The organism is Cellulomonas sp. URHB0016, assembly GCF_054057935.1.
In genome coordinates this window covers 1,032,850-1,054,741 of record NZ_JBSRZU010000001.1, presented here as the reverse complement: position 1 = coordinate 1,054,741, position 21,892 = coordinate 1,032,850, and the positions used below count along the sequence as shown (strand labels likewise).

The following is a 21,892-nucleotide window of genomic DNA, read 5'->3' as shown; positions in this document are numbered from 1 at the left end:
TCGCTGGCAGGTTCGACGCTAGGTCCCGGACCTGCGGCGACGCGTCGGGCGCGAGGCTGGCCGGGGTGCTCCGGGTGTCATCCCGCAGGCGTACGTGCCGGCCGGCGGCGTCAGCCGCCGGGTCGGACCAGGCCCGTCTCGTAGGCCACGACGACGGCCTGGACCCGGTCGCGCGCACCGAGCTTCGCGAGGATCCGTCCGACGTGCGTCTTGACGGTGGCCTCCGCCACGAAGAGGTCGCGACCGATCTCGCTGTTGGACCGGCCGCGGGCCATGAGGAGCAGGACCTCGCGCTCGCGGTCGGTGAGGTCGGCGACCGCCTGCCGCGCGGGGTCGGTGGGTGCCCCCGGCTCGTCGGGCGGCAGCACGTCGACGAGGTGCTCGAGCAGCCTCCTGGTGCTCGACGGGGCGATCACGGCGTCGCCGCGGTGCACGGTGCGGATAGCGGCGAGCATGTCCTCGGGCGGCGTGTCCTTGAGCAGGAAGCCACTGGCTCCCGCACGGATCGCCGCGAGCACGTACTCGTCGAGGTCGAACGTGGTGAGCACGATGATGCGCGGCGCGGGCGAGTCCTCCGTGGCCCTCGCCGTGATCTCCGCCGTGGCGACGAGCCCGTCCATGGTGGGCATCCGCACGTCCATCAGCACTACGTCGACGGGCCCGGTGACGGTCCTGGCGGCCGGGTCGAGCGCGCGCACCGCCTGCGCCCCGTCACCGGCCTCGAGGACGACCTCGAGGTCGGGCTGCGAGTCGATGACCATGCGGAACCCTGCGCGGACCAGCTGCTGGTCGTCGACGAGGGCCACCCGCACCGGGTCGGGGATCGGGTCGCTCACAGGGTCTCCTCGTCGTTCGCGCTCGCGGTGGTTCTCTCGGCGGGGGTGGGAAGCTGTGCGCGGACCCGGAAGCCGCCGCCAGGACGCGGGCCCGCCGTGACCGTGCCGCCGAACATCGTGGCGCGCTCGCGCATGCCGAGCATGCCCTGCCCGAGGCCGTCGCTCTCCGCGGACGCGCCCCGTCCGTCGTCGTCGACCTCGACCAGGATCGCCTCGGGCTGCCAGCTCACCATGACGGTGACCTGCGGGTCCGGTCCGGCGTGCTTGAGGACGTTCGTGAGGGCCTCCTGCGCGATCCGGTACACGGCGAGGCCCATGCCGGGCGGGAGACGCCGCGGGGTGCCCATCCGGACGAGCGAGACGCGCACGCCGCTCGCGCGGACCTGCTCGACGAGGGCGGTGATGTCGTCAGCGCCCGGCTGGGGCGCGAAGCGGTCGGTTCCCGGGACCGACCCGGTCCCGGGCGAGTCGGCGCCGTCCGGACCGGCCCGGAGGATGCCGAGCAGCCGCCGCATGTCGGTGAGAGCGGCGCGTCCCGTCTCCCCGATCGTGGCCAGCGCCCGCGTGGCGGCCGTGGGGTCTGCGTCGGCGGCGTACCTGCCACCGTCCGCCTGCGCGATCACCACGCTGAGCGAGTGGGCCACGATGTCGTGCAGGTCGCGCGCGATGCGGGCGCGCTCGGCGGCGGTGGCGATCTGGGTCTGCTGGTCGCGCTCGACCTCGAGACGCTGCGCGCGGTCGACGAGCGCCTCCATGGCCTCGCGGCGGGATCGTCGCGCGAGCCCGAAGGCCCAGACCGCGACCATGAGGGACGACGCGAGCACGGCCGTCATCACGGCGGCCGGCGGGTAGGACGAGCCGGTCAGCAGCACCGTCAGCGTCAACGACCCGAGCAGGGCGCCGATGATGGCGACCCGGTGCGCCCACCGCGGCCCGTGCACCGTCACGGAGTAGAGCGCGACCAGCACGGCGAGGTCCCCCGGGAGGACGACCGGTGTGAGGAACAGCATCTGCAGCAGGGCGACCACGTAGACGGTGGCGGCCGACGCGGTGGGGCGGACCCTGCGCCAGGCGAGCGGGGCCACGAGCAGCACCGTCACGAGAGGCAGCAAGTACGTCGGGCCGCTGTAGAGGGCGGGTGCGGCCGCCGAGACGGGCACGCCCAGGAGGAGCAGGAAGGCGGTCGCCATGCCGTCGACCGCGAAGCGGTGCGACTCCTCCCAGCGCAGCAGCCGCTCCCATCGATTCACACCCCGAGGGTAGGTTGCGGTGCGTGCGGCGACGTGACCCTGCAGGAGGACGGGCCCGCCGCGCAGGTCAGCCTGCGGGTGCAGACGGGCGGGCGTGCCACCGGCCGGCAGAAATCGGGCGCGCGCCTGTGCCGGACGAGACCCGCTCGTGACCTAGCATGAGCGAATGACCCAGGTGCTTCTGGCTGAGGACGATCCAGCGATTGCCGAACCTTTGGCCCGCGCGCTCGGGCGTGAAGGTTATGACGTGCGCGTGCAAGGAACAGGTCAAGGCGCGATCGACGGTGCCGCATCGGCGGACCTGGTGGTGCTCGACCTCGGTCTGCCGGACATGGACGGGCTCGACGTGGCGCGTGCCATCCGGAACATGGGGCTCACCACCCCGGTGCTGGTGCTCACCGCGCGGGCGGACGAGGTGGACCTCGTGGTCGGCCTGGACGCCGGCGCCGACGACTACGTGACGAAGCCCTTCCGCCTCGCGGAGCTGCTGGCCCGCGTGCGGGCCCTCCTGCGCCGGAGCGTCGGCGACCCCGGCGACGAGGACGAGCTGCACGCGCAGAACGTGCGCGTCGACGTCGCGGCCCACCGGGCGTTCCAGGCCGAGCGCGAGCTGCACCTGACGGCCAAGGAGTTCGACCTGCTGCGGGTCCTGGTGGCGGCCGCCGGCACCGTCGTGGCGCGCGAGACCCTCATGCGCGAGGTGTGGGGCTCCGACCCCACCGGCTCCACCAAGACCCTGGACATGCACGTGTCCTGGCTGCGTCGCAAGCTCGGCGACGACGCCAACTCCCCGCGGTACGTCACCACGGTGCGGGGCATGGGCTTCCGGTTCGAGACCGGCAACGTGAGCGCCGTCGAGCGGGTCTGACGGGTGCGTCGTCGCGTCCTGCAGGCGACCATCGCCGCCGTCACCGTCGCGGTCGTGCTGCTCGGCTTCCCGCTGGCCTTCCTCGGCGCCCAGCTGGTCCGGGAGAACGAGGTCCAGAGCCTGCAGGTCCGGGCGCAGAACATCGCCCGGTCCGTCGACTTCCGCATCGAGTCGAACATCGCGCTCACCAACCGCATGCTGGTGTCCGCCACCGGCGGTGACGGGGAGATCCCGGCCTCGGTGATCGTGCGCGCGCCGGACGGCACCGTGTACGAGGCCGGCGACCGCGTGCAGGGCCGCAGCCTCTCGGTACAGACCACGTCGGCGAAGCGCGCCACGGTCCTGCTGTACGTCTCGTTCTGGGACGTGTTCTGGCTCAGTGCCCGGGTCATCGCGCTCGTGGTCGTCGCCGCCGTGGTCGCGTTCGCCGCCGGCATCGCGATGGCGATCTGGCAGGCCAACCGCCTCGCCGCCCCTCTGGTCTACCTCGCGGCGTCGGCGGAGCAGCTCGGGTCGGGCCAGGTCCGACCACAGCTCGAGCCGTCCGGGGTCGAGGAGATCGACCTCGTGGCCGCCGAGCTCGCGCGCAGCGCGGACCGGATGGCCGGACGGCTCGCCGCCGAGCGCCAGTTCGCGGCGGACGCCTCCCACCAGCTCCGCACGCCGCTGACCGCACTGTCGATGCGGCTCGAGGAGATCATGCTGACGAGCGCCGAGCCCGAGGTCTCCGAGGAGGCCCGGATCTCGCTCGAGCAGGTCGAGCGTCTCGTCCGGGTGGTCGACGACCTGCTCACGCGCTCCCGCCGGGCACACGGCGGGACCACCGAGGCCGTCAGCCTTCTCGACGTCGTGCACCAGCAGGAGGAGGAGTGGGCGCCGACGTTCGAGGCGGCGGGACGCCGGCTCGTCGTCGAGGTCGAGCCCGGCACGCAGGTGCTCGCCACCCCCGGCGCGCTGGCGCAGGTGCTCGCCACGCTCATCGAGAACTCCCTCAAGCACGGCGCAGGCACCACCACGGTCCGGTCGCGCGTCGGTGGGCCCGCCCGGGCGGTCGTCGTGGAGGTCGCCGACGAGGGGCAGGGGGTGCCCGACGACCTCGCGCCCCGGATCTTCGAGCGGGAGGTCACCTCCGGTGCAGGGACGGGGCTCGGCCTGTCGCTCGCCCGTGACCTCGCCTCGGCCGACGGCGGGCGCCTCGAGCTCGCGCAGCGCCGGCCGGCCGTGTTCGCGGTGTTCCTGTCCGGCGTGCCCGCCTCCATGCGCCCCGACGTGGTGCTGCCCCGGGGCTCGGTCGTGTCGGCCCGACCGGACCGGCGCCGTCGATGAGCGCGACGGGCATCTCCCGTGCGGCCGGACCCGGCGGCCTCCGACGACGGCGGCGTCCGACGACGTAGCCTGCGAGCCGGCGGGCCGCACCGGGCGCCCCATGTCCGGACGACGACGAGGAGGAGCGGATGTACCGGCTCACACCTGCCACGCACCACGACGCATGGGGTTCCACGACCGCCATCCCGGACCTGCTCGGGCTCGTACCTGACGGTCGCCCTGTCTCGGAGGCGTGGTTCGGCGCCCACCCGAGCTCACCGTCGGTGGTGGCCGGCTCCGACGGTCCGGAGCCGCTCGACGCCGTCGTCGCGGCCGACCCCCACGGGACGCTCGGCGCCGACGTCGCCTCCCGGTCCGGTGACAGGCTGCCGTACCTCCTCAAGATCATCGCCGCCGCCTCGCCGATCTCGCTCCAGGTCCACCCGAGCGTCCAGCGCGCCCGCGCGGGATACGCCGCGGAGGACGCGGCCGGCGTCCCGATCGACGCCCCGCAGCGCAGCTACCGCGACCTCAACCACAAGCCCGAGCTGGTCTACGCACTGAGCCGCTTCGATGCGATGGTCGGGTTCCGGGCGCCGCGTCGCGCCGCGGAGCTCCTGGTGGGTCTCGACGCGCCCCTCGCCGCCGACCTGCGCGACCTGCTGGTGGCCGACCCGTCGCCGGAGGGCGTCCGTGCCGCGTTCGAGTGGCTGGTCTCACCAGGGACGCGTCCCGGTGCGGGGGCGGTGCTCGAGTTCGCCGAGGCGTGCACCAAGCGGCTCGTCGACGGGTCGCCCTCGCCGCGCACCGACCGGACCGTCAACCGCCTCGCTGCGGCGTACCCGGGTGACGCGGGGGCGGTGACGTCCGTCCTGCTCAACCCCGTCACGCTGCGCACGGGCGAGGCGCTGTTCGTCCCGGCCGGCACCGTCCACTCCTACCTGCAGGGCGTGGCCGTGGAGATCATGGCGAACTCGGACAACGTCCTGCGGGCGGGCCTGACGACGAAGCACATCGACCTCCCCGAGCTGCTCGCGAACCTCGACTCGGTCGCGGCGCCGCCGATCCGCATCGCGCCCGAGCGCGTGTTCACCTCGACGGAGATCTTCTACGCTCCCGTCGACGACTTCGAGCTGTCCGTCACGCGGCTGACGGACGAGGGCGTCGCGACGATCCCCGGTCGAGGTCCTCGGGTGCTGCTCTGCCTGGAGGGGGAGGTCGAGGTGCGCACCGCCTTCGACGGCTCCCTGTCGCTCACCCGCGGCCAGGCGGCGTTCGCGCCGGCGAGCGAGGGCGCGGTGACGGCGTGGGGCGACGGGTCGCTCGTCCAGGCGGACGTGCCCTGACCGCCAGGATCGGGTCGTCAGGTGGCCACGGCCTCCGTGGTCAGATCTGGTGGCCGGTGAACACCCAGCGCTTGTAGCCGAGGTACCGCAGCACGGTCCCGATCGCGATGCCGACGACGGTCGCCACATTGTCCTGGAGCGGGGTGGCGAGGCCCAGCACGTAGTGCGAGAGCGCGAGCGTGCCGATCGGGACCACGGCCGCGATCAGATTGATGGCGCTGAACACCACGAGCTCCTTGCCGCGCCGGTCCGTGCGGTGGGCCGAGAACGTCCAGTGCCGGTTGCCGAGCCACGACACGAGCGTCGCGGCGAGGACGGAGATGATCTTGGCTGTGATCGGCTTGTGCTCGAGCAGGTGGTTCGGGCCGAAGCGGAGCAGGTTGAACAGACCGAGGTCGACGACGAACGCGACGCCGCCGACGGACAGGAAGCGCGCGATCTCGTAGACCCGGGCGCGCATCGCCGCCGACAGCAGGGCCGACTGCACCACGGTCGGCTCCGTCGCTGCGGTGCCGGGGAGCACGCCGGGGGACGCGGCGACTGCTGGTCCGTCGGCTGTGCTCACGGTCGGCTCCTTCGGGGTCTGCAGGCTGCAGGGCTCCGGCGAGGATAGCCCTGCCACCTGGGAGCCCGGTCGGCCTCCTGCGGGCGAAGCGTTTCAGCAGCCCTGCGGCGCCCCTCGTCGGAGCCCCGTGCGGCTCGGCTAGGCTCGTCGCCCGTGACAGCACCCGTGGTGGCAGTGGTCGGTGGTGGGCAGCTCGCCCGCATGTTGGCGCCTCCGGCGACCGCGCTCGGCGTGCACCTGCGGGTGCTCGTGGAGAGCGCGACGTCCTCGGCCGCGCAGGTGGTGGTGGACGCGCCGGTCGGCTCCGCGCGTGACGAGGACGCGATCGAGCGCCTCGCCGCAGGGGCTGCGGTGCTCACGTTCGAGCACGAGCACGTGCCGAACCGGCTGCTCGACACCCTCGCCGGCGCAGGCGTGGCCGTCCGCCCGGCCGCCGCCGCACTCGTCCACGCCCAGGACAAGATCACGATGCGCACGCGGCTGGGCGAGCTCGGCATCCCGTGCCCGCGCTGGTCGGTCCCGGCGGCGCCCGCGGACCTCGAGCAGTTCCTCGGGACGGTGGGCGGCGTCGCGGTCGTCAAGGTCGCCCGAGGGGGCTACGACGGCAAGGGTGTCCGGGTCGTGCGCGCCGCGACGGACGTGAGCGACTGGTTCGCGGCCGCGGCGGACGGCAGCGGTGCACAGCTCCTGGTGGAGGAGAAGGTCCCGTTCCGGCGCGAGCTCGCGGTGCTCGTGGCCCGCCGCCCGGGCGGCGAGGTGTGCACGTGGCCCGTCGTCGAGTCGGTGCAGCGCGACGGCGTCTGCGCCGAGGTCGTCGCCCCTGCGCCCGGCCTGGCCGACGCCACGCGTCACGAGGCCGTCGAGGTCGCCGTCCGTGTCGCCGAGGGGCTCGGGGTGACGGGCGTCCTGGCCGTCGAGCTGTTCGAGGTCGACGACGCGGCCGGAGGACCCCCGCGCGTCCTCGTGAACGAGCTCGCGATGCGACCGCACAACTCCGGGCACTGGACCATCGACGGTGCCGTCACGAGCCAGTTCGAGCAGCACCTGCGGGCCGTGCTCGACCTGCCGCTCGGCGACACCGCAGCGCGGGCGACGTGGACGGTGATGGTGAACGTGCTCGGCAGCACGCTGGAGGAGCTCACGGACGCCCTGGCGGACGTGGCGAGGCTGGACGCCGGGGCGAAGGTGCACCTGTACGGCAAGGAGGTGCAACCGGGCCGCAAGCTCGGCCACGTCAACGTGAGCGGCGACGACCTCGACGAGGTCCGTCGCCGCGCGAACGCCGCTGCAGCGCTGCTGCGGGGCGAGGCACCGCACCGGACGACGGAGGCGTGATGGCAGCACAGGCCCTGGTGGGCATCGTCATGGGATCGGACTCGGACTGGCCGGTCATGGAGGCCGCCGCACAGGCGCTCGCCGAGTTCGACGTGCCCGTCGAGGTCGACGTGGTGTCCGCGCACCGGCAGCCCGACAAGATGGTCGACTACGGGCGGACCGCCGCCGACCGAGGGCTGCGGGTGGTCGTCGCGGGCGCCGGTGGCGCGGCCCACCTGCCCGGCATGCTCGCCTCGGTCACCCCGCTGCCGGTCATCGGGGTCCCGGTGCCGCTGGCGCACCTCGACGGACTGGACTCCCTGCTCTCGATCGTGCAGATGCCCGCCGGCGTGCCGGTCGCGACCGTGTCGGTCGGCGGCGCGCGCAACGCCGGCCTGCTCGCTGTCCGGATCCTGGCCGCAGGCGTCGACGCGGACGCCGGGCGGTTGCGGGCGGCGATGAGCGCGTTCCAGGACGGGCTGCGGGCTCAGGCCGACGAGAAGGGCCGTCGGCTCCGGGAGAGGTCCTCGGGCCGCCCCTCCACGGGGTTCACCGCCTGACGCGGGTCGCCGCACGCTCCGCTCCGCCCTCGGGGGGATCCGACGTCTCGTCGTGTGAAGACGCGGTGACGTTTCCCGGTGGCGTGCGCCCTCGACGCGCGGACCGGGCCGGTCCTGCCTACCGTCGACCGGATGACGACCCCGCCCGCACGTCTCGCGGTCCTGGACGGCCTGCGCTTCGCCGCGGCCGCGGCCGTGGTGCTCTACCACCTGACCGCCCGCACGTCGCCGGCCTGGGGCCCGGACCAGGCCGGACGCCTCGGCGGCATCGGTCGGTGGACGGCGTACGGATCGCTCGGCCCCGAGCTGTTCTTCGTCATCAGCGGCTTCGTCGTCCTGATGACCGCCTGGGGGCGGCCGACCGCGCAGGTGGTCGCCTCCCGGGTGGCGCGGCTCTACCCGGCGTACTGGGTGGCGGTGCTGGCCACGGGCGGGCTGCTGCTCGTGCTGTGGCCGGAGGGCAAGCAGGTGACGGCCCACCAGGTGCTGGTCAACCTCTCGATGGTGCAGGCCGCGTTCGGCGTCGACCACGTCGACGGCGTGTACTGGACGCTCTGGGCGGAGCTGCGGTTCTACCTCCTCGTCGGGCTGCTCTCCCTGGTCGGGATCACCCGGCGGCGGGTTCTCGCCGTCGCCCTCGCGTGGCCCGTGGTCGCGCTCGTCGCCGAGCGTGCCGGGCAGGAGACGGCGGCGGTGGCGCTGGTCTCGGACTACGCACCGCTCTTCGCGGCCGGCATGGCCCTGTACCTGCTGTACCGCCCGTCCGACGACGACGGCAGGCGCTTCGTCACGCTCACCTGGTGCGTGGTGGCGGTCGACAGCGCCGCGGCGGTGTGGAGGGTGGTGCCGTCACGCGAGGCGGTGCTCGCCCGGACCACCGGGCACGCGCCGTCGGCCGTGCTACTGGGGGTGGGCGTCGTGCTGTGCGTCGCCGCCGTGGCGGTCGCGACGCTGACACCCGTCGCGCTCCGGTCGTCGCGGACGCTCGTCGCGGTCGGGGCGCTCACCTATCCGCTCTACCTGGTCCACGAGTACTGGGGGATGTACGTGGTCCACCTGCTCGCGACCCGGGTGCCCGCTGCGCTGGCGCTCGCCGGCGCGCTCACCGTGGTGGTCGGGGCTGCCTGGCTGGTCCACCGGTACGTCGAGGTGCCGGGGGGTCCGTGGTTGCGGTCCACCGTGGAGCGCATGCTCGTGCGCGCCCGGGCTGCGGTCCTCGACCCGGTGACGGTGGGGCCGCGGCTGCTCGGCCTGCACGGCTGAGACCGCTCAGGACGTCGGCATCCCACCCACGGGGCCGGCGGGGAGCTTGCCGTCCCTGATCGCCACGAAGAACGCCGGCGCGGCGTCAGGGTCGAGCAGGACCGTCGAGCCGATCTTGCCGGGCCGGTAGTTGATGCTCTTGATCGGCGGTGTCCCGGTGATCCCACCCTCGCCGTTCGCCGCCTTGAACGCCAGCGCCATGCGTGCCAGGTCGACGATGCCCGACCCGTCGTCGACCGTCAGCGACGCCGTGCCGGCATCGACGAGCGCGACCTGCTGGCCCGGGTGCCAGACGAGCGACGTGGGCTTGACCTTGCCCATCACCGCGCTGATGAGCTGGCGCTGCCGTTCGGCACGCCCGACGTCGCCGGTGGGGTCGGCCTTGCGCATCCTCGAGAACGCCAGGGCGTCCACGCCGCCGACGTCGTGGCAGCCCGGGGTCCAGACCATCCCGGAGTCCGCGTCGTCCACGGCGGTGTCGTAGCAGAGGTTCACGCCGCCGACGGCGTCCACGACCTGCTCCACGCCTGCCATCCCGATCTCGGCGTAGTGGTCGACGGTGAGGCCGGTGAGCTGCTCGACGGTCTTCACCAGCAGCGGCGCCTGGCCCCACGAGAAGGACGCGTTGAGCTTCGCGTCGCCGTGCCCCGGCACCTGCACGAACGTGTCGCGGGGGAGCGAGATGAGCGCCGTCGGGCCATGCTCCGGCACGTGCAGGACCAGGATCGTGTCGGTGCGCGCGCCTTCCGTCGTCGTGTCGTCGATGGCGCCGTCAGCGCGCGAGTCGGAGCCCGTGAGCAGGTAGGTGGTGCCGGGCGTGCCCGCCGCTCCGGAGAGCGCGGCGGTGTGCTGGACCTTGCCGTCGGCCCACATGACGAGACCGATCGGCCAGGCGAGCAGGGCCACGGTCACGGCGAGCACCACCACCACGACCAGCCCGCGACGGCGTCGGTGCGGCGACGCGAGACCGGTGCGTGCGGCCGCGCCCCCAGGACCCACACGAGCTGCCGTCGCCGCAGGACCGACGCCGGCCGGCGTCGCCGCAGGACCGACGCGAGCCGGCGTCGCGGACGGACGCCCGGCGGTGCCCGGGGGCTGCGGACGGGTCGCGGGCCGGGGCGGGACGCCCCGTGCCGGTGCGCCGACAGGCCGGGTCGTGCTCCGGGGCGCCGGCGACGCAGGACGCGTCCCCGACGCGGAGCCGGCCGTCCGCGCGGCCTGACCGGCTGGAGGACGGGAGTGCTGTCCGGCAGGGGTGAAGGAGGCAGGCCGGCCCGGCGTCCCGCGTGGCGGCGTCGCGGGCGAGGCGCCGGACGGAGCCGGACGGTCCGGGCGGCCACCGCCGACGACGATCGCGTCTCCGTCGGCACCCGCCGCCGGGCGGGAGGGCGCGGACCCCGGCGTGAACGACGGGGGAGCGGGTCGGCTGCGACGGTCGTCGGTGCTCATCGAGCGCTCACTCGGCCGCGCACACGGCGGTGGTGTCGTCGGCGGTGAACGCCTCGCGCCCGGCCTTCTTGGTGGGCGCCGGGGTGGGGGCCGCCTCGACCGGCGGCGGGGGGACCGCGGGGCTCGCCGGTGCCGTCGGCGGGGCGGTCGTCGGCGCGGTGCCCGGCGCAGTGGTCGCGGCCGTGGTCGGCGCTGTCGTCGGGGCCACGGCCGTGGCCTCGCCCAGGGCCGGCACGTCGTTCGCGATGTTCTGCCAGACCTGATCCGCCGCAGGCAGCCACACCACTCGGTTCGGGTCGCTCGGTGCGGGCCCCCACGGCACGGTCATGAAGGTGATGCTGCCACCGCGGATGGTGCGCATGTTGTAGGCGAGGCCGACCATCGTGCTCGTCGACATCCCGCTGTCGACGGTCAGCGAGCTGGTCGCCGCGTTGAGGAAGCCGGCGAGCCGCGGCACGTCGGTCAGGACGTTCTGCGACAGGACCTTCTGCACCATGGCCGCCACCAGCCGCTGCTGGTTGCCGATCCGGTTGGTGTCGGACCCGTCGCCGACGCCCTTGCCCTTGCGGGCCCGGGCGAACGCGAGCGCGGTCCCGCCGTCCAGCGTCTGGTTGCCGGCCTGCACGTACAGGCCGGCGTCCTCCGACGTCATGGCGGTCGGGATGCAGATGGGAACGCCGCCGATCGCGTCGACCATCGCCTGGAAGCCGGCGAAGTCGACCACCACGAAGTGCTCGGGCTGGATGCCGGTGTTCTCGGCGACGGTGCGGATGGTGCAGGCCGCCGCGGAGGCCATGTCCCCACCCATGTCCCAGCCCGTCGCGAAGGCCGAGTTGAACATCCCATGCGTCGCCTTGGACGTCCTGCCGTTCGACATGGTGCAGGACGGGATGTCGACGAGCGAGTCGCGGGGGATCGAGACCGCCTCGACGCGGGTCCGGTCCGCGGAGATGTGCACGAGCATCGTGGTGTCCGACCGCATCCCCGACGCCTTGCCGCCGATCTGCGCGTTGACGCCGTCGCGCTGGTCCGACCCGAGGATGAGCAGGTTCACGGCCTGGCCGGCGTTCGGGTCGTCCGGGTCGGGCGCCTTGCTCGGTGCCGGCGCCTCGCCGACGAGCGCGGAGACGTCCACGCGGTCGACGTTGCCGTCGAACTTCTTGATCACCGCTGCGGCCCCGGTGATGCCGAACGCGAGGACCCCGACCAGGGTGAGCGCCAGGACGCGCACCGTCCGGTGGGAGCCATGGGTGCGGGCATGCCTGGCGGCTCGGGCGCGCTGGACAGCGGCGTGGCGGGATGTCACCGGATGATCCTAGGAGGGCCATCGGCAGTCCCGGGGGAGCGCGCGCACCGGCGGGGTGGAGGATCTGTGCAGATGAGCGGCTGCGCCGGCGTGTGCGGAGCTGCTGCGGCGGTCCGTTAGGTTCTACGCATGGCAGTCGTGGTGACCGGGGGCGCGGGGTACATCGGTGCACACCTGGTCCGGGTGCTCCAGGGCACGGGACGGGACGTGGTCGTCGTCGACGACCTCTCCACAGGTCGGGAGAGCCGGGTGCCCGGCGTGCCGCTGGTCCGGCTCGACCTGGCCGAAGCGGACGGTGCCGCCCGTCTCGAGCGTGTCCTGCGGGACAACGACGCCGACGAGCTCGTGCACCTCGCGGCACGCAAGCGGGTCGACGAGTCCGTCGCACGACCGCTCTGGTACTACCAGCAGAACGTCACCGGCCTGGCGCACGTGCTCGAGGCGGTCACCGCTGCCGGCGTCGGACGCGTCGTCTTCTCGTCGTCCGCGGCCGTGTACGGCGACACGCACGAGCGGCTGGTCCGCGAGCAGTCGGCCACGGTCCCGGTGAACCCGTACGGGGAGACGAAGCTGATCGGCGAGTGGCTCCTGCGGGACTGCGCCCGGGCCGGCACCCTCCGGGCGGTGGCGCTGCGGTACTTCAACGTGGCGGGCAGCGGCTGGCCCGAGCTCGGCGACCCCGCTGTCCTCAACCTCGTCACGATGGTCCTCGAGCGGCTGTCCCGCCACGAGGCGCCGCGCATCTTCGGGTCGGACTACGAGACGCCCGACGGCACGTGCGTCCGGGACTTCGTGCACGTGATGGACCTGGCTGAGGCGCACGTCGCCGCGCTCGACCACCTGGCACGACCGGACCGCCCGGCCTTCGAGGCGTTCAACGTCGGCACGGGCCGGGGCGCCTCGGTGCTCGAGGTGGTCCAGCAGCTCGTCGCGCTGGCCGGCGCCGATGTCGCGCCTGTCCTCGAGGGGCGGCGTGCGGGTGACCCGCCGAGCGTCGTCGCGCAGGTCGACCGGTTCCACGAGACGGTCGGCTGGCGAGCGACCCGTGACCTGTCCGAGGTGCTGGCGAGCGCCTGGAGCGCCTGGCAGCACCAGGAGCGGCCGCCCGGCTGACCGCCGGACCCACGACCGCCGGGCCCACGACCGCCGGGCCCACGACCGCCGGGCCCCACGACCGCCGGGCCCCACGACCGCCGGGCCCCACGACCGCCGGCGGTAGCGCGTCAGGCAGGGAGGCGGCGCGCCGCGACCGCCGACTGCTCGCTTCCCTCAGGTGCCGGCACGGTCAGCGGGTCGATCCCGGCCTCGTCGAGCGCGATCCGCCGGGCGAGCTGGGTGATCTGGGTCTCCAAGCCGCGGAACCGCAGGTAGGACGACGCCATGTAGCCCAGGAACACCAGGACGAGGACGTACAGGAGCAGGTCCGTGCCGCGGCCCACGCCGAGCACGTTGGCAATGGCGTTCCACACGTCCGGCACGACCACTGACGCCATGGCGAACAGCACGAACGCCAGCATCGCGATGCGCCGCAGCGCGAGGTGCCGGGCACCCTGAGGTGCGCGCATCGCGACGAGCGCGATCAGCAGGATCGCGACGATCAGGACGACCTTGATCCACATGGTGACCTACTTGTACAGGAGCTCCGTGAGGATGTTCACGGAGTTCAGGATGGACTGGCCCTTGGACCGGGAGTAGTCGGTGTAGAGGATGTGGACCGGCATCTCGGTGTAGCGCAACTTCGCCTTGCCCACCTGGTCCACGATCTCGGACGCGTGCGCCATCCGGTTCTGCTTGATGGACAGCGCCGCTGCCGCCGTCGCGTTGAACGCGCGCAGCCCGTTGTGCGAGTCGGTGAGCCGGACGCCCGAGCTCATGTTGGAGAAGCGGATGGCCGTCTTGAGCACGAGGGTCTTGAGGAAGCCCGGCTTGGTCCGGCCGTCGAGGAACCGCGAGCCGAAGACCACGTCCACGTCCCCTGCACGCAGGAGGTCGACCATGGCGGCGGCGTCGCTCACCTGGTGCTGCCCGTCCGAGTCGAACGTGACGAGGTAGCGGCATCCGGGCTGACGCAGCGCGAACGTCAGCCCGGTCTGGATCGCCGCTCCCTGACCGAGGTTGATCGGGTGGCTCACGACCCTGGCACCGGCGTCCCCGGCCTCCGCGGCCGAGTCGTCGCTGCTCCCGTCGTCGACGCACACGATGTTCGGGAACGTGGTGAGCGCGTCCTTGACGACCTGGGCGATGACCGTCGCCTCGTTGTAGAGCGGCACCACGAGCCACGTGTCGTCGTAGCGTGCCGCGTCCGCGGGCGCGCCGGAGGGCACGCCCACGGGCACGTCACCGTCCGAGCTGGGCATACTTCACCTCGGTCGCGTCCTTCTGCGGGCGCCACCACGACTCGTTCGCGCGGTACCAGTCGACGGTGGCCTCGAGCCCGGCACGGAAGTTCTCGTAGCGCGGGACCCAGCCGAGCTCGGTGCGGAGCTTGGTGGAGTCGATGGCGTACCGCAGGTCGTGGCCCGGGCGGTCGCTCACGAGGTCGTACGCGTCGGCGGGCTCGCCCATGAGCTCGAGGATCGACTCGACGACGGCCTTGTTGTTCTCCTCGCCGTCGGCGCCGATCAGGTACGTCTCGCCGATCCGGCCCTTGTCGATGATGGCCCACACGGCGCTGTTGTGGTCCTCGACGTGGATCCAGTCCCGCACGTTCTCGCCCGTGCCGTACAGCTTGGGGCGGACCCCGTCGATCACGTTGGTGATCTGCCGCGGGATGAACTTCTCGACGTGCTGGAACGGACCGTAGTTGTTCGAGCAGTTCGAGATCGTCGCCTGCACCCCGAAGCTGCGGGCCCAGGCGCGCACCAGCAGGTCGGAGGCGGCCTTCGTCGAGGAGTACGGGCTGCTCGGGTTGTACGGCGTGTCCGGTGTGAACTTCGCCGGGTCGTCGAGCTCCAGGTCGCCGTACACCTCGTCGGTGCTGATGTGGTGGTAGCGCACACCGTGGCGGCGGACGGCCTCGAGGAGCTGGTAGGTACCGATCACGTTGGTCCGCACGAACGGCCACGGGTCGTGCAGCGAGTTGTCGTTGTGCGACTCCGCGGCGAAGTGGACCACGAGGTCGGCGTCCTTGACGAGGCCGTCGACGATGTCCGGGTCTGCGATGTCACCCTTGGCGAGGACGACCTTGCCGTCCACCGGGTCCAGGCTGCGCTCGTCACCGGCGTACGTGAGGGCGTCGAGCACCGTGACATGGACGTCCGGACGCTCGCGGACGGTCTGGTGGACGAAGTTGGAGCCGATGAATCCGGCCCCGCCGGTGACGAGCAGGCGCATGGAGGAGTCCCTCGTGTCGTGGATGTTTCCCGCACAGATGGTAGTCCGCTCCGTGCTCCGGACAGGACGACGTCAGCCGCGCGCCGGTGACCGGTACGGTCCCACCGCTCGTGCGGGCACAGGCACGAGGAGCGCCTGGACCTCCGCCCGGGGGACGGTCGCCGTGCGCCCGATCCGACGGCGTGCGGCGAGCATCCGGGGCAGGAGGCGGGTCGCCGAGCCGAGCACCCGCAGCCGGACGCGGACCTGCTCGGCAGGCTGGGAGCGTCGCAGCGCCACCGACGCCGTGGTGAGGACGAACCGGCCGAGCGCGCGGCACGCGAGCCCGACCGTCGCGTCCTTCGTGAGCACGAGGAGCCGGTTGCGCTGGTCGTGGAACTGGAAGAACGCGCTGCCCTCCCGCGACGACGCCGAGTGCTGGTGGCGGACGACGGCGTCGTGGACGTGCTCGACGGTCCAGCCGGCCAGCCGGAGCCGCCACGACAGGTCGGTGTCCTCGTAGTACATGAACAGGGTCTCGTCGAACAGCCCGACCTGCTCCAGCGCCGCGGAGCGCAGCGCGACGGCGGCCCCGGAGAACCCGAACACCTCTGTCGGCGGCCGGTGCGTCGCGGCGTCCTCCAGCCAGCCACGGTCCACCCCGTACCCGTCGACGCGCACGCTGTTCCCGGTCGAGTTGACCAGGACGACGTCACCTTCGGGATCCGCGACGTACGTCCCGTGCGGCCCGACGACCGCGTGCGGCGCCGCCTCCGTGCCGACGGCGCGGAAGCGCTGGTCGAGGAGCACCGTCGAGGCCAGCGCGGCGACATCGGCCGCAGCCGCGCGCGCCGCCCCGGCGAGCGCGGCCAGGAAGCCCGGGTCCGGGACGGCGTCGTCGTTCAGCAGGACGACCCAGGGGCTCGTCGCGCCGCGCAGCCCGACGTTGTTGCCGGCGGCGAAGCCGAGGTTGGTCGGCGAGCGCACCAGCCGCACCTCGGGGTACCGGGCGGCGACCAGGTCGGCGGTCCCGTCGGTGCTCGCGTTGTCGACCACGACGACGTCGAGCTCGGCCGTGCCACCGTCCTGCCCACGCAGCGCGTCGAGGCACGCGGTGATCCGGTGGGCGGCCTGGTAGGCGACGACGACCACGGTGAACCTCATGACGCCGCCCGCAGGTAGGCCGCGAGCGTCCGGTCCGCGCACAGCGCCCAGGAGAACCGGCGGGCATGCTCCCGTCGTCGGGTCCGGGCGTCGTCGTCGTCCACCGTGTCCAGGACGCGAGCCAGCGCGTCGGCGAGCGACGCCACGTCGAGTGGGTCGCCGAACGTGCCGAGGTCGCCCACGACCTCGCGGAGCGTCGGGATGTCGGCGGCGACGACGGCACGTCCTGTGGCGAACGCCTCGATGGCGGGCAGGCCGAAGCCCTCGTCCACCGACGGCAGGACCAGCGCTCGGGCTCCGCCCACCAGCGCGCGCAGCTCGTCGTCGGAGAGCCAGCCCGTGAGCAGCACGCCCGGCTCGCTCAGCAGCCCCTGCTCCCGCCCGGCCGGACCGGCGAGCACCAGTGCCGGCGCGTCCGGACGGGACGTGCGCAGCAGCCGGTAGGCCTCGACCAGGCGCGGCAGGTTCTTGCGTGGGTCCAGCGACCCGACGAACACGAGGTAGCCGTCCGGCAGGTCCGCGACGGCGGCGGGGGGCGCGCTGGTCGACGCCTCGAACCACGCCTCGTCGACCCCGAGGTGCGTCACGGTCACGCGGTCCTCGGCCAGCCCGTAGTGCTCGATCACCTGGTCGGCGACCGTCCGGGTCGGTGTCAGGACGTGCGCACCGCGCTCGATGGCACGCGGCACGAGGACGCGGTACGCGAGGCTGGCCGCGCTCACCGTCTCGGCGTGCCGCTCGTAGGTGAGGTCGTGGACGGTCACGACCTCACGGGCCCGGCGCGTGGGCGGGCTCACGAAGTTCGTGCCGTGGAACACGTCCGTGGCCCCGGTGAGCAGCTCGACCGGCGGCCACGAGGCGCGCTGCCAGGCGGCACGGACCACCCGCGCCGGGACGCGTCGACCGACCTGCCGGACCGTCGAGGGGAGGTCGGTGAGGCGCCCACCGTTCCAGGTCCAGGTGGTCGCCTGCAGCCCGACGGGGGCACCGGCACGCTCCACCGCACCGGGCAGGTGTGCGAGCAGCTGCTCGACGTACCTGCCGATCCCCGTGCGCGTCCCGAGCAGGGGCGTGGCGTCGAGCGTCGTCAGCATCGGCATCGCCTCATGCTCCCGCCGCGAGCGCGACGGGAGCGGAAGCCCGGTCGGCGCCGGGTGGGAGGGGCGCGGGGGCGAACCGCACGCGGGCGAGCAGGGCGAGGGGGGCCGCCGCGATGATCATCTGCGTGACCAGCGTGTACCGGGGGTTCGGGTCCAAGCTCGTCATCAGGGTGAAGAACGCCGCGCAGGCGAGCGCGGTCGTCCCGAGGACGAGCAGCACCCCGCCCAGGGCCTTGTCCTCGGCCCAGCCCCGTCGGCACGCGACCGACACCACCGCGATGACGAGGACGAGCAGCGCGCTCATCACCACCGACCACGCCATGACAGCCCGGCTGAGCGCGGGCTGCGGGCCGGCCATGCGGGTGAAGTCCCACTGCGAGTACGTGCTGGCCCCGGACAGCCAGTCCGCCGAGACCGCGAACGGTCCGAGCGCAACGTGCGCGACGTCCAGGGCCGTCTGGCCGGCGACCTCGAGCGCGCAGCAGCCGATCGCGGCCCGGATGACGGCGTTCACCCCGTCTGCGCCGGTGCTCGCGCGGAGCTGGGCCAGGGCGGTGCCCCGGCTGTCGAATGCCTCCACGGCCGGAGGGTCCGGGACCTCGGCCGCGATCTCGGGGTCGAGCAGTGGCGCGAGCTCCTCGAGGTGCTCGTAGGCGATCCGGTCGAACAGCGCTCCGGAGACGGTCTGCTGCTGGCGGCCCAGGTCCGCCGTCTGGGTCTGCTCGTTCAGCGCGGTCGCGGCGAACGCAGGAACGACGGCGCACGTCACCAGGATCACGACGCCCACGCCGAACGCGCGCATCGTGAGGTGGTGCCGCAGCAGCCGCACCAGGAGGTAGATGCCCGCCACGCCTGCGATGCCGAGGCAGATGTATGTCCGGTCGGGGCGGATCAGCACTGACGCGGCACACCCGCCGGCCACCGCGACGACCGCCGCCGGGCGCCGGTCGTCGCGTGCGACCACCCGCGCCAGACCCGCCGCGAAGACGAGAAGCGCCGACGCCGCCAACGAGTCCGTGAGCACGGCGACCGTGTAATGGAGGGGCAGCGGCAGGGTGACGACGACGGCCGTGACGGCCGCCACCCAGCGTCGCTGCATCGTTGGCGTCACGGCGCGGACGAGGAACCAGGTGGCCAGGACCGACACGACGAGCTGGACGCCGGCCACCAGGGGGTGCCACGGGATGCCGAGGGTGTCCCCGACGTCCATGGCCGCGCGGAGCACCAGGGGGTACGCCAGGGTGCGGTACCCGTCGATCGCGAACGTGACCGACTCCACGAGGTACTCCGGGGTGTCTCCGTACTCGGGGATGCTGCCGAGGTTCGCGCACCACCACCACAGCCCGAGGAGCACCTGGACGACGCCCGTCACGGCGACCGCTGCGGCGGTCCAGCGCACCGCGGTGGAGAGGCGGGTGGAGGCTCGCGCGTGTGCGACCGTCACCCGTGGTTCCCCGTTCCGCGGCGGAACGTCCGCCGTCCCGACCCGCAGGATCGTACCCGGCCGAGGCGTCCGGCCGAGATCCGGGCTGCCGCCGACACGCAGCCGGCGGAGCCCCGCGTCGCGGTGCCTCGCCCGTACTGTGCAAGGGACGGCCAAGGAGGTTCGATCATGGCGCGACGCACGCGCGGTCTCTGCTCGGCGGGTGCGGTGCTGGCGCTGCTGGTGGTCGGGCTGCTCCCCGGTCCGGCAGCGGCCGCCGGAACCGGCTCGACGGCCGGCCAGGAGCCCTCGGCCCCGGTCACCGCCCCGGCGCCGACGCCGACGCCGAGCGTCACGGAACCTGCGCCGATCCCGAGCGTCACCGACGCCGCGCCGACGCCGACCGTCACGGCCCCGGCGCCGAGCGTCACGAGCACCGCGCCCGCCCCCGCACCGAGCCACTCGCTGCTCGCCACGGCACGTGGATCGCTCTCCGCCGAGCCGCGGCCCTCGTCGTTCACCCCGCACGCGCTCGACCCCGGGACGGGCACGGACCTCTCGGTCGAGCTCGAGACGGCGCCCTTCACGCTCGCCGCCGTCACGTGGACGGACGGGTCTGCCACCGTCGGCGTGGAGATCTCCGTCAGGACGTCCGGCGTGTGGACCGCCCCGCAGACGCTCGAGGCGGAGGAGGGCGGCGAGTCGGGTCGCGGCGGCACGGCGCCGCTCATCTCGGTCGACCCGTCGACTGCGGTCCGGGTGCACCTGAGCCGCGCCGCCGGGGCCGCGTGGCCCGCAGGGCTCCGGCTCGACCTGGTGGACGCCGGCACGGGCCCGGCGGCGCCGTCGGCGTCCGCCAGGTCCGTGTCTCCCGACGCGTCCACCGACGCGAGCGCGAGCGTGATGTCCGCCGCGGTGGGTCAGCCCGACATCATCACGCGCGCGCAGTGGGGCGCCGACGAGTCGATCAACACCAACATCCCGTCACCGGCGCGGTTCCTGAACGTGGCCTTCGTGCACCACACGGCCACGACGAACGCCTACGGCCCCGCGGACTCCGCCGCGCAGGTGCGCAGCATCTACGAGTACCACGTACACGGACGCGGCTGGCCGGACATCGGCTACAACTTCCTCGTCGACCGCTACGGCCAGATCTTCGAGGGACGGTCGGGCGGCATCGAGCTGCCGGAGGTCGGCGCGCACGCGGGCTCCGGGTTCAACACGGGCAGCGTCGGGGTCGCCGCGATCGGCACGTTCGACGCCTCGGTCCCGGCTATCGTCCCGGAACGCATCTCCCAGGTGATCGCCTGGAAGTTCGGCCTGCACCAGGTCGACCCGTACTCGACCGTCGCGATGACCAGCGGGGGTGAGGGCAACGTCCGCTGGCCCGCTGGCACCACCGTGTACCTGCCCGCGATCTCCGGGCACCGCCACACGTCGTTCACCGACTGCCCGGGCGAGGCGCTCTTCGCCTATCTGCCTGCGATCCGGGACCGCGTGTCGACGCTGCTCGCCCAGGCGGCCAACACACCGTGGCTGGCGGGGACGTTCGACGGCCTGCGCCTGCAGGGGGACCGCGTGACGGCGTACGGCTGGGCGGTGTCCACGGAGGCGCCCGGCCAGGCGCCGACGGTCCGCGTCCGCACGTGGAGCCGCTCGGCCACGGGCAGCACGGGCGTCGCGCGGCCGGACGTGGCCGCGATCCATCCTGAGCTCGGGGGCCGCACCGGGTACGAGGTGTCGCTCACGCTGCCCCGCGGCGGCTACCAGGTGTGCGTGGACGTGACCACCGCCGGGCGGCCCACGGTCACCGTCGCCTGTCGTTGGATCACGGTCGCGGCGGGCAGGATCGTCGGCAACTTCGAGGAGGTGCAACCGCGGATCGGCGGAGCCACCGTCCGCGGCTGGGCGCTGCAGGTGGGCGCCGGCGGGTCGAACAAGGTGCACGCGTACCTCGACGGCCACTGGGCCGCGGAGCTGTCCGCCGACGGGTCGCGGCCCGACGTCGCGGCGGCCTACCCCGCGGACGGCGCCGCGCACGGGTTCTCGGCGAACCTGTCCGTGGCCGCCGGCAGCCACGAGGTCTGCCTCTACGTGATCAGCCTGCTCTCGTCGGAGACCAACCCCCTGCTGGGGTGTCGTCAGGTGACCGTGCCCTCGGGCGCTCCGGTCGGCCACCTCGAGGACGTCGTCGGCGGCGACGGCAGCGCGCACCTCGTGGGCTGGGCCTTCGACCCGGAGGTGGACGCGCCGATCGACGTGCACGTGTACCGCAACGGTGCCTGGGCCGGACTGGTGCGGGCGGGAGTGGCGCGTGGGGACGTGCAGCGCGCGTACGGCCTGCCCTCCGCGGCCCACGGCTTCACGCTCGACATCGGCCTGCCGACCGGTGTGCAGCAGGTGTGCGCCTACGGCATCAACCAGGGCACGCCGGCGACCAACCCGTCGCTCGGCTGCCGCACGGTCGGCGTGCCGCTCGGCAACCCGTTCGGCTCGCTGGACGTGGCAGGCCGCTCCGGCGGCACCGCGCGCCTCGTGGGCTGGGTGATCGACCCGGACACGCGGGGCGCGACGGCGGTGCACGTGTACGTCGACGGACGCTGGGGTGGCGCGTTCGTCGCCGACCAGCTCCGCGCCGACGTCGGCCGTGCCTACCCGACGCTCGCTGCGCGGCACGGCTTCGACGTCGCGGTGCCGGTCGGCTCGGGCCCGCACACCGCGTGCGTCTACGCCATCAACAGCGGCGTCGGATCGACCAACCCGCTCGTCGGCTGCGCGAGCATCGCGGGCTGAGCGGGGGCGGAACCGGACGGCGCTCGGCCGGTCCCGCC

19 protein-coding genes are annotated in these 21,892 nt (G+C 73.5%); 8 read left to right on the top strand and 11 right to left on the bottom strand.

The features are described 5' to 3' along the window. Positions 1-110 precede the first annotated feature (110 nt). Both ACVW07_RS04950 and ACVW07_RS04945 read right to left on the bottom strand, forming a co-directional pair. A complete protein-coding gene (locus ACVW07_RS04950; protein WP_456818162.1) occupies positions 111-836 on the bottom strand; it encodes a response regulator in 726 nt (241 codons plus the stop codon). Next, positions 833-2,086, bottom strand: a complete 1,254-nt coding sequence (locus ACVW07_RS04945; RefSeq protein WP_456818161.1) for a sensor histidine kinase — start codon at positions 2,084-2,086, stop codon at positions 833-835. Before ACVW07_RS04945 ends, ACVW07_RS04950 begins: the two co-directional genes overlap by 4 nt. 166 nt (positions 2,087-2,252) lie before the next feature. Here ACVW07_RS04945 and ACVW07_RS04940 point away from each other — a divergent pair, with 166 nt between their 5' ends. The 3 genes from ACVW07_RS04940 to manA all read left to right on the top strand — a co-directional run bounded on the left by ACVW07_RS04940 (position 2,253) and on the right by manA (position 5,605). Then, positions 2,253-2,954 carry a response regulator transcription factor gene (locus tag ACVW07_RS04940; protein WP_456818160.1) on the top strand — a complete coding sequence of 234 codons (702 nt, stop codon included), beginning with the start codon at positions 2,253-2,255 and terminating at the stop codon, positions 2,952-2,954. Between the two features lie 3 nt (positions 2,955-2,957). Continuing rightward, the gene (locus ACVW07_RS04935) at positions 2,958-4,280 is read left to right on the top strand and encodes an ATP-binding protein (RefSeq protein WP_456818159.1); all 1,323 of its coding nucleotides are present in this window, start codon (positions 2,958-2,960) and stop codon (positions 4,278-4,280) included. Between the two features lie 128 nt (positions 4,281-4,408). Then, complete coding sequence (gene manA, locus ACVW07_RS04930) at positions 4,409-5,605, top strand: mannose-6-phosphate isomerase, class I (RefSeq protein ID WP_456818158.1); 1,197 nt, start codon at positions 4,409-4,411, stop codon at positions 5,603-5,605. A gap of 40 nt (positions 5,606-5,645) precedes the next feature. On the opposite strand, the gene ACVW07_RS04925 is transcribed toward manA, so the two are convergent. Further along, positions 5,646-6,170, bottom strand: a complete 525-nt coding sequence (locus tag ACVW07_RS04925; protein ID WP_456818157.1) for a GtrA family protein — start codon at positions 6,168-6,170, stop codon at positions 5,646-5,648. Positions 6,171-6,323: 153 nt separating this feature from the next. Here ACVW07_RS04925 and ACVW07_RS04920 point away from each other — a divergent pair, with 153 nt between their 5' ends. From ACVW07_RS04920 to ACVW07_RS04910, 3 genes are all read left to right on the top strand, one after another. Further along, positions 6,324-7,505, top strand: coding sequence for a 5-(carboxyamino)imidazole ribonucleotide synthase (locus ACVW07_RS04920; RefSeq protein WP_456818156.1), 1,182 nt, complete (start codon positions 6,324-6,326; stop codon positions 7,503-7,505). After that, complete coding sequence (purE, locus tag ACVW07_RS04915) at positions 7,505-8,044, top strand: 5-(carboxyamino)imidazole ribonucleotide mutase (protein ID WP_456818155.1); 540 nt, start codon at positions 7,505-7,507, stop codon at positions 8,042-8,044. Before ACVW07_RS04920 ends, purE begins: the two co-directional genes overlap by 1 nt. A 132-nt stretch (positions 8,045-8,176) precedes the next feature. Next, entirely contained in the window at positions 8,177-9,307 is a 1,131-nt protein-coding gene (locus tag ACVW07_RS04910; RefSeq protein ID WP_456818154.1) for an acyltransferase family protein, read from the top strand. A gap of 6 nt (positions 9,308-9,313) precedes the next feature. On the opposite strand, the gene ACVW07_RS04905 is transcribed toward ACVW07_RS04910, so the two are convergent. Both ACVW07_RS04905 and ACVW07_RS04900 read right to left on the bottom strand, forming a co-directional pair. Beyond that, positions 9,314-10,219 (bottom strand): LCP family protein, encoded by a 906-nt coding sequence (locus ACVW07_RS04905; RefSeq protein ID WP_456818153.1) that lies wholly within the window; start codon positions 10,217-10,219, stop codon positions 9,314-9,316. Positions 10,220-10,763: 544 nt separating this feature from the next. Next, positions 10,764-12,062: an LCP family protein gene (locus tag ACVW07_RS04900; RefSeq protein WP_456818152.1), complete on the bottom strand. Its 1,299-nt coding sequence runs from the start codon at positions 12,060-12,062 to the stop codon at positions 10,764-10,766. Between the two features lie 129 nt (positions 12,063-12,191). Between ACVW07_RS04900 and galE the strand changes: the two genes are divergently transcribed. After that, the gene (gene galE / locus ACVW07_RS04895) at positions 12,192-13,175 is read left to right on the top strand and encodes a UDP-glucose 4-epimerase GalE (protein ID WP_456818151.1); all 984 of its coding nucleotides are present in this window, start codon (positions 12,192-12,194) and stop codon (positions 13,173-13,175) included. A 110-nt stretch (positions 13,176-13,285) separates the two neighbouring features. Here the strand turns inward: galE and ACVW07_RS04890 are convergent, their stop codons facing one another. The 6 genes from ACVW07_RS04890 to ACVW07_RS04865 form a co-directional block, all read right to left on the bottom strand. Further along, positions 13,286-13,681, bottom strand: a complete 396-nt coding sequence (locus ACVW07_RS04890) for a DUF2304 family protein (protein ID WP_456818150.1) — start codon at positions 13,679-13,681, stop codon at positions 13,286-13,288. 6 nt (positions 13,682-13,687) lie between these two features. Continuing rightward, on the bottom strand, positions 13,688-14,419 hold the full coding sequence (locus ACVW07_RS04885) for a glycosyltransferase family 2 protein (protein WP_456818149.1): 732 nt from the start codon (positions 14,417-14,419) through the stop codon (positions 13,688-13,690). Continuing rightward, positions 14,400-15,395, bottom strand: a complete 996-nt coding sequence (gene rfbB / locus ACVW07_RS04880) for a dTDP-glucose 4,6-dehydratase (RefSeq protein WP_456818148.1) — start codon at positions 15,393-15,395, stop codon at positions 14,400-14,402. The genes ACVW07_RS04885 and rfbB overlap by 20 nt, the downstream gene beginning before the upstream one ends. 72 nt (positions 15,396-15,467) lie before the next feature. Further along, positions 15,468-16,538, bottom strand: a complete 1,071-nt coding sequence (locus ACVW07_RS04875) for a glycosyltransferase family 2 protein (RefSeq protein WP_456818147.1) — start codon at positions 16,536-16,538, stop codon at positions 15,468-15,470. Next, the gene (locus tag ACVW07_RS04870; protein ID WP_456818146.1) at positions 16,535-17,638 is read right to left on the bottom strand and encodes a glycosyltransferase family 4 protein; all 1,104 of its coding nucleotides are present in this window, start codon (positions 17,636-17,638) and stop codon (positions 16,535-16,537) included. The genes ACVW07_RS04875 and ACVW07_RS04870 overlap by 4 nt, the downstream gene beginning before the upstream one ends. Positions 17,639-17,642: 4 nt before the next feature. Next, complete coding sequence (locus ACVW07_RS04865; RefSeq protein WP_456818145.1) at positions 17,643-19,082, bottom strand: hypothetical protein; 1,440 nt, start codon at positions 19,080-19,082, stop codon at positions 17,643-17,645. A gap of 168 nt (positions 19,083-19,250) precedes the next feature. Between ACVW07_RS04865 and ACVW07_RS04860 the strand changes: the two genes are divergently transcribed. Next, entirely contained in the window at positions 19,251-21,854 is a 2,604-nt protein-coding gene (locus ACVW07_RS04860) for an N-acetylmuramoyl-L-alanine amidase (protein ID WP_456818144.1), read from the top strand. Positions 21,855-21,892: the final 38 nt, after the last annotated feature.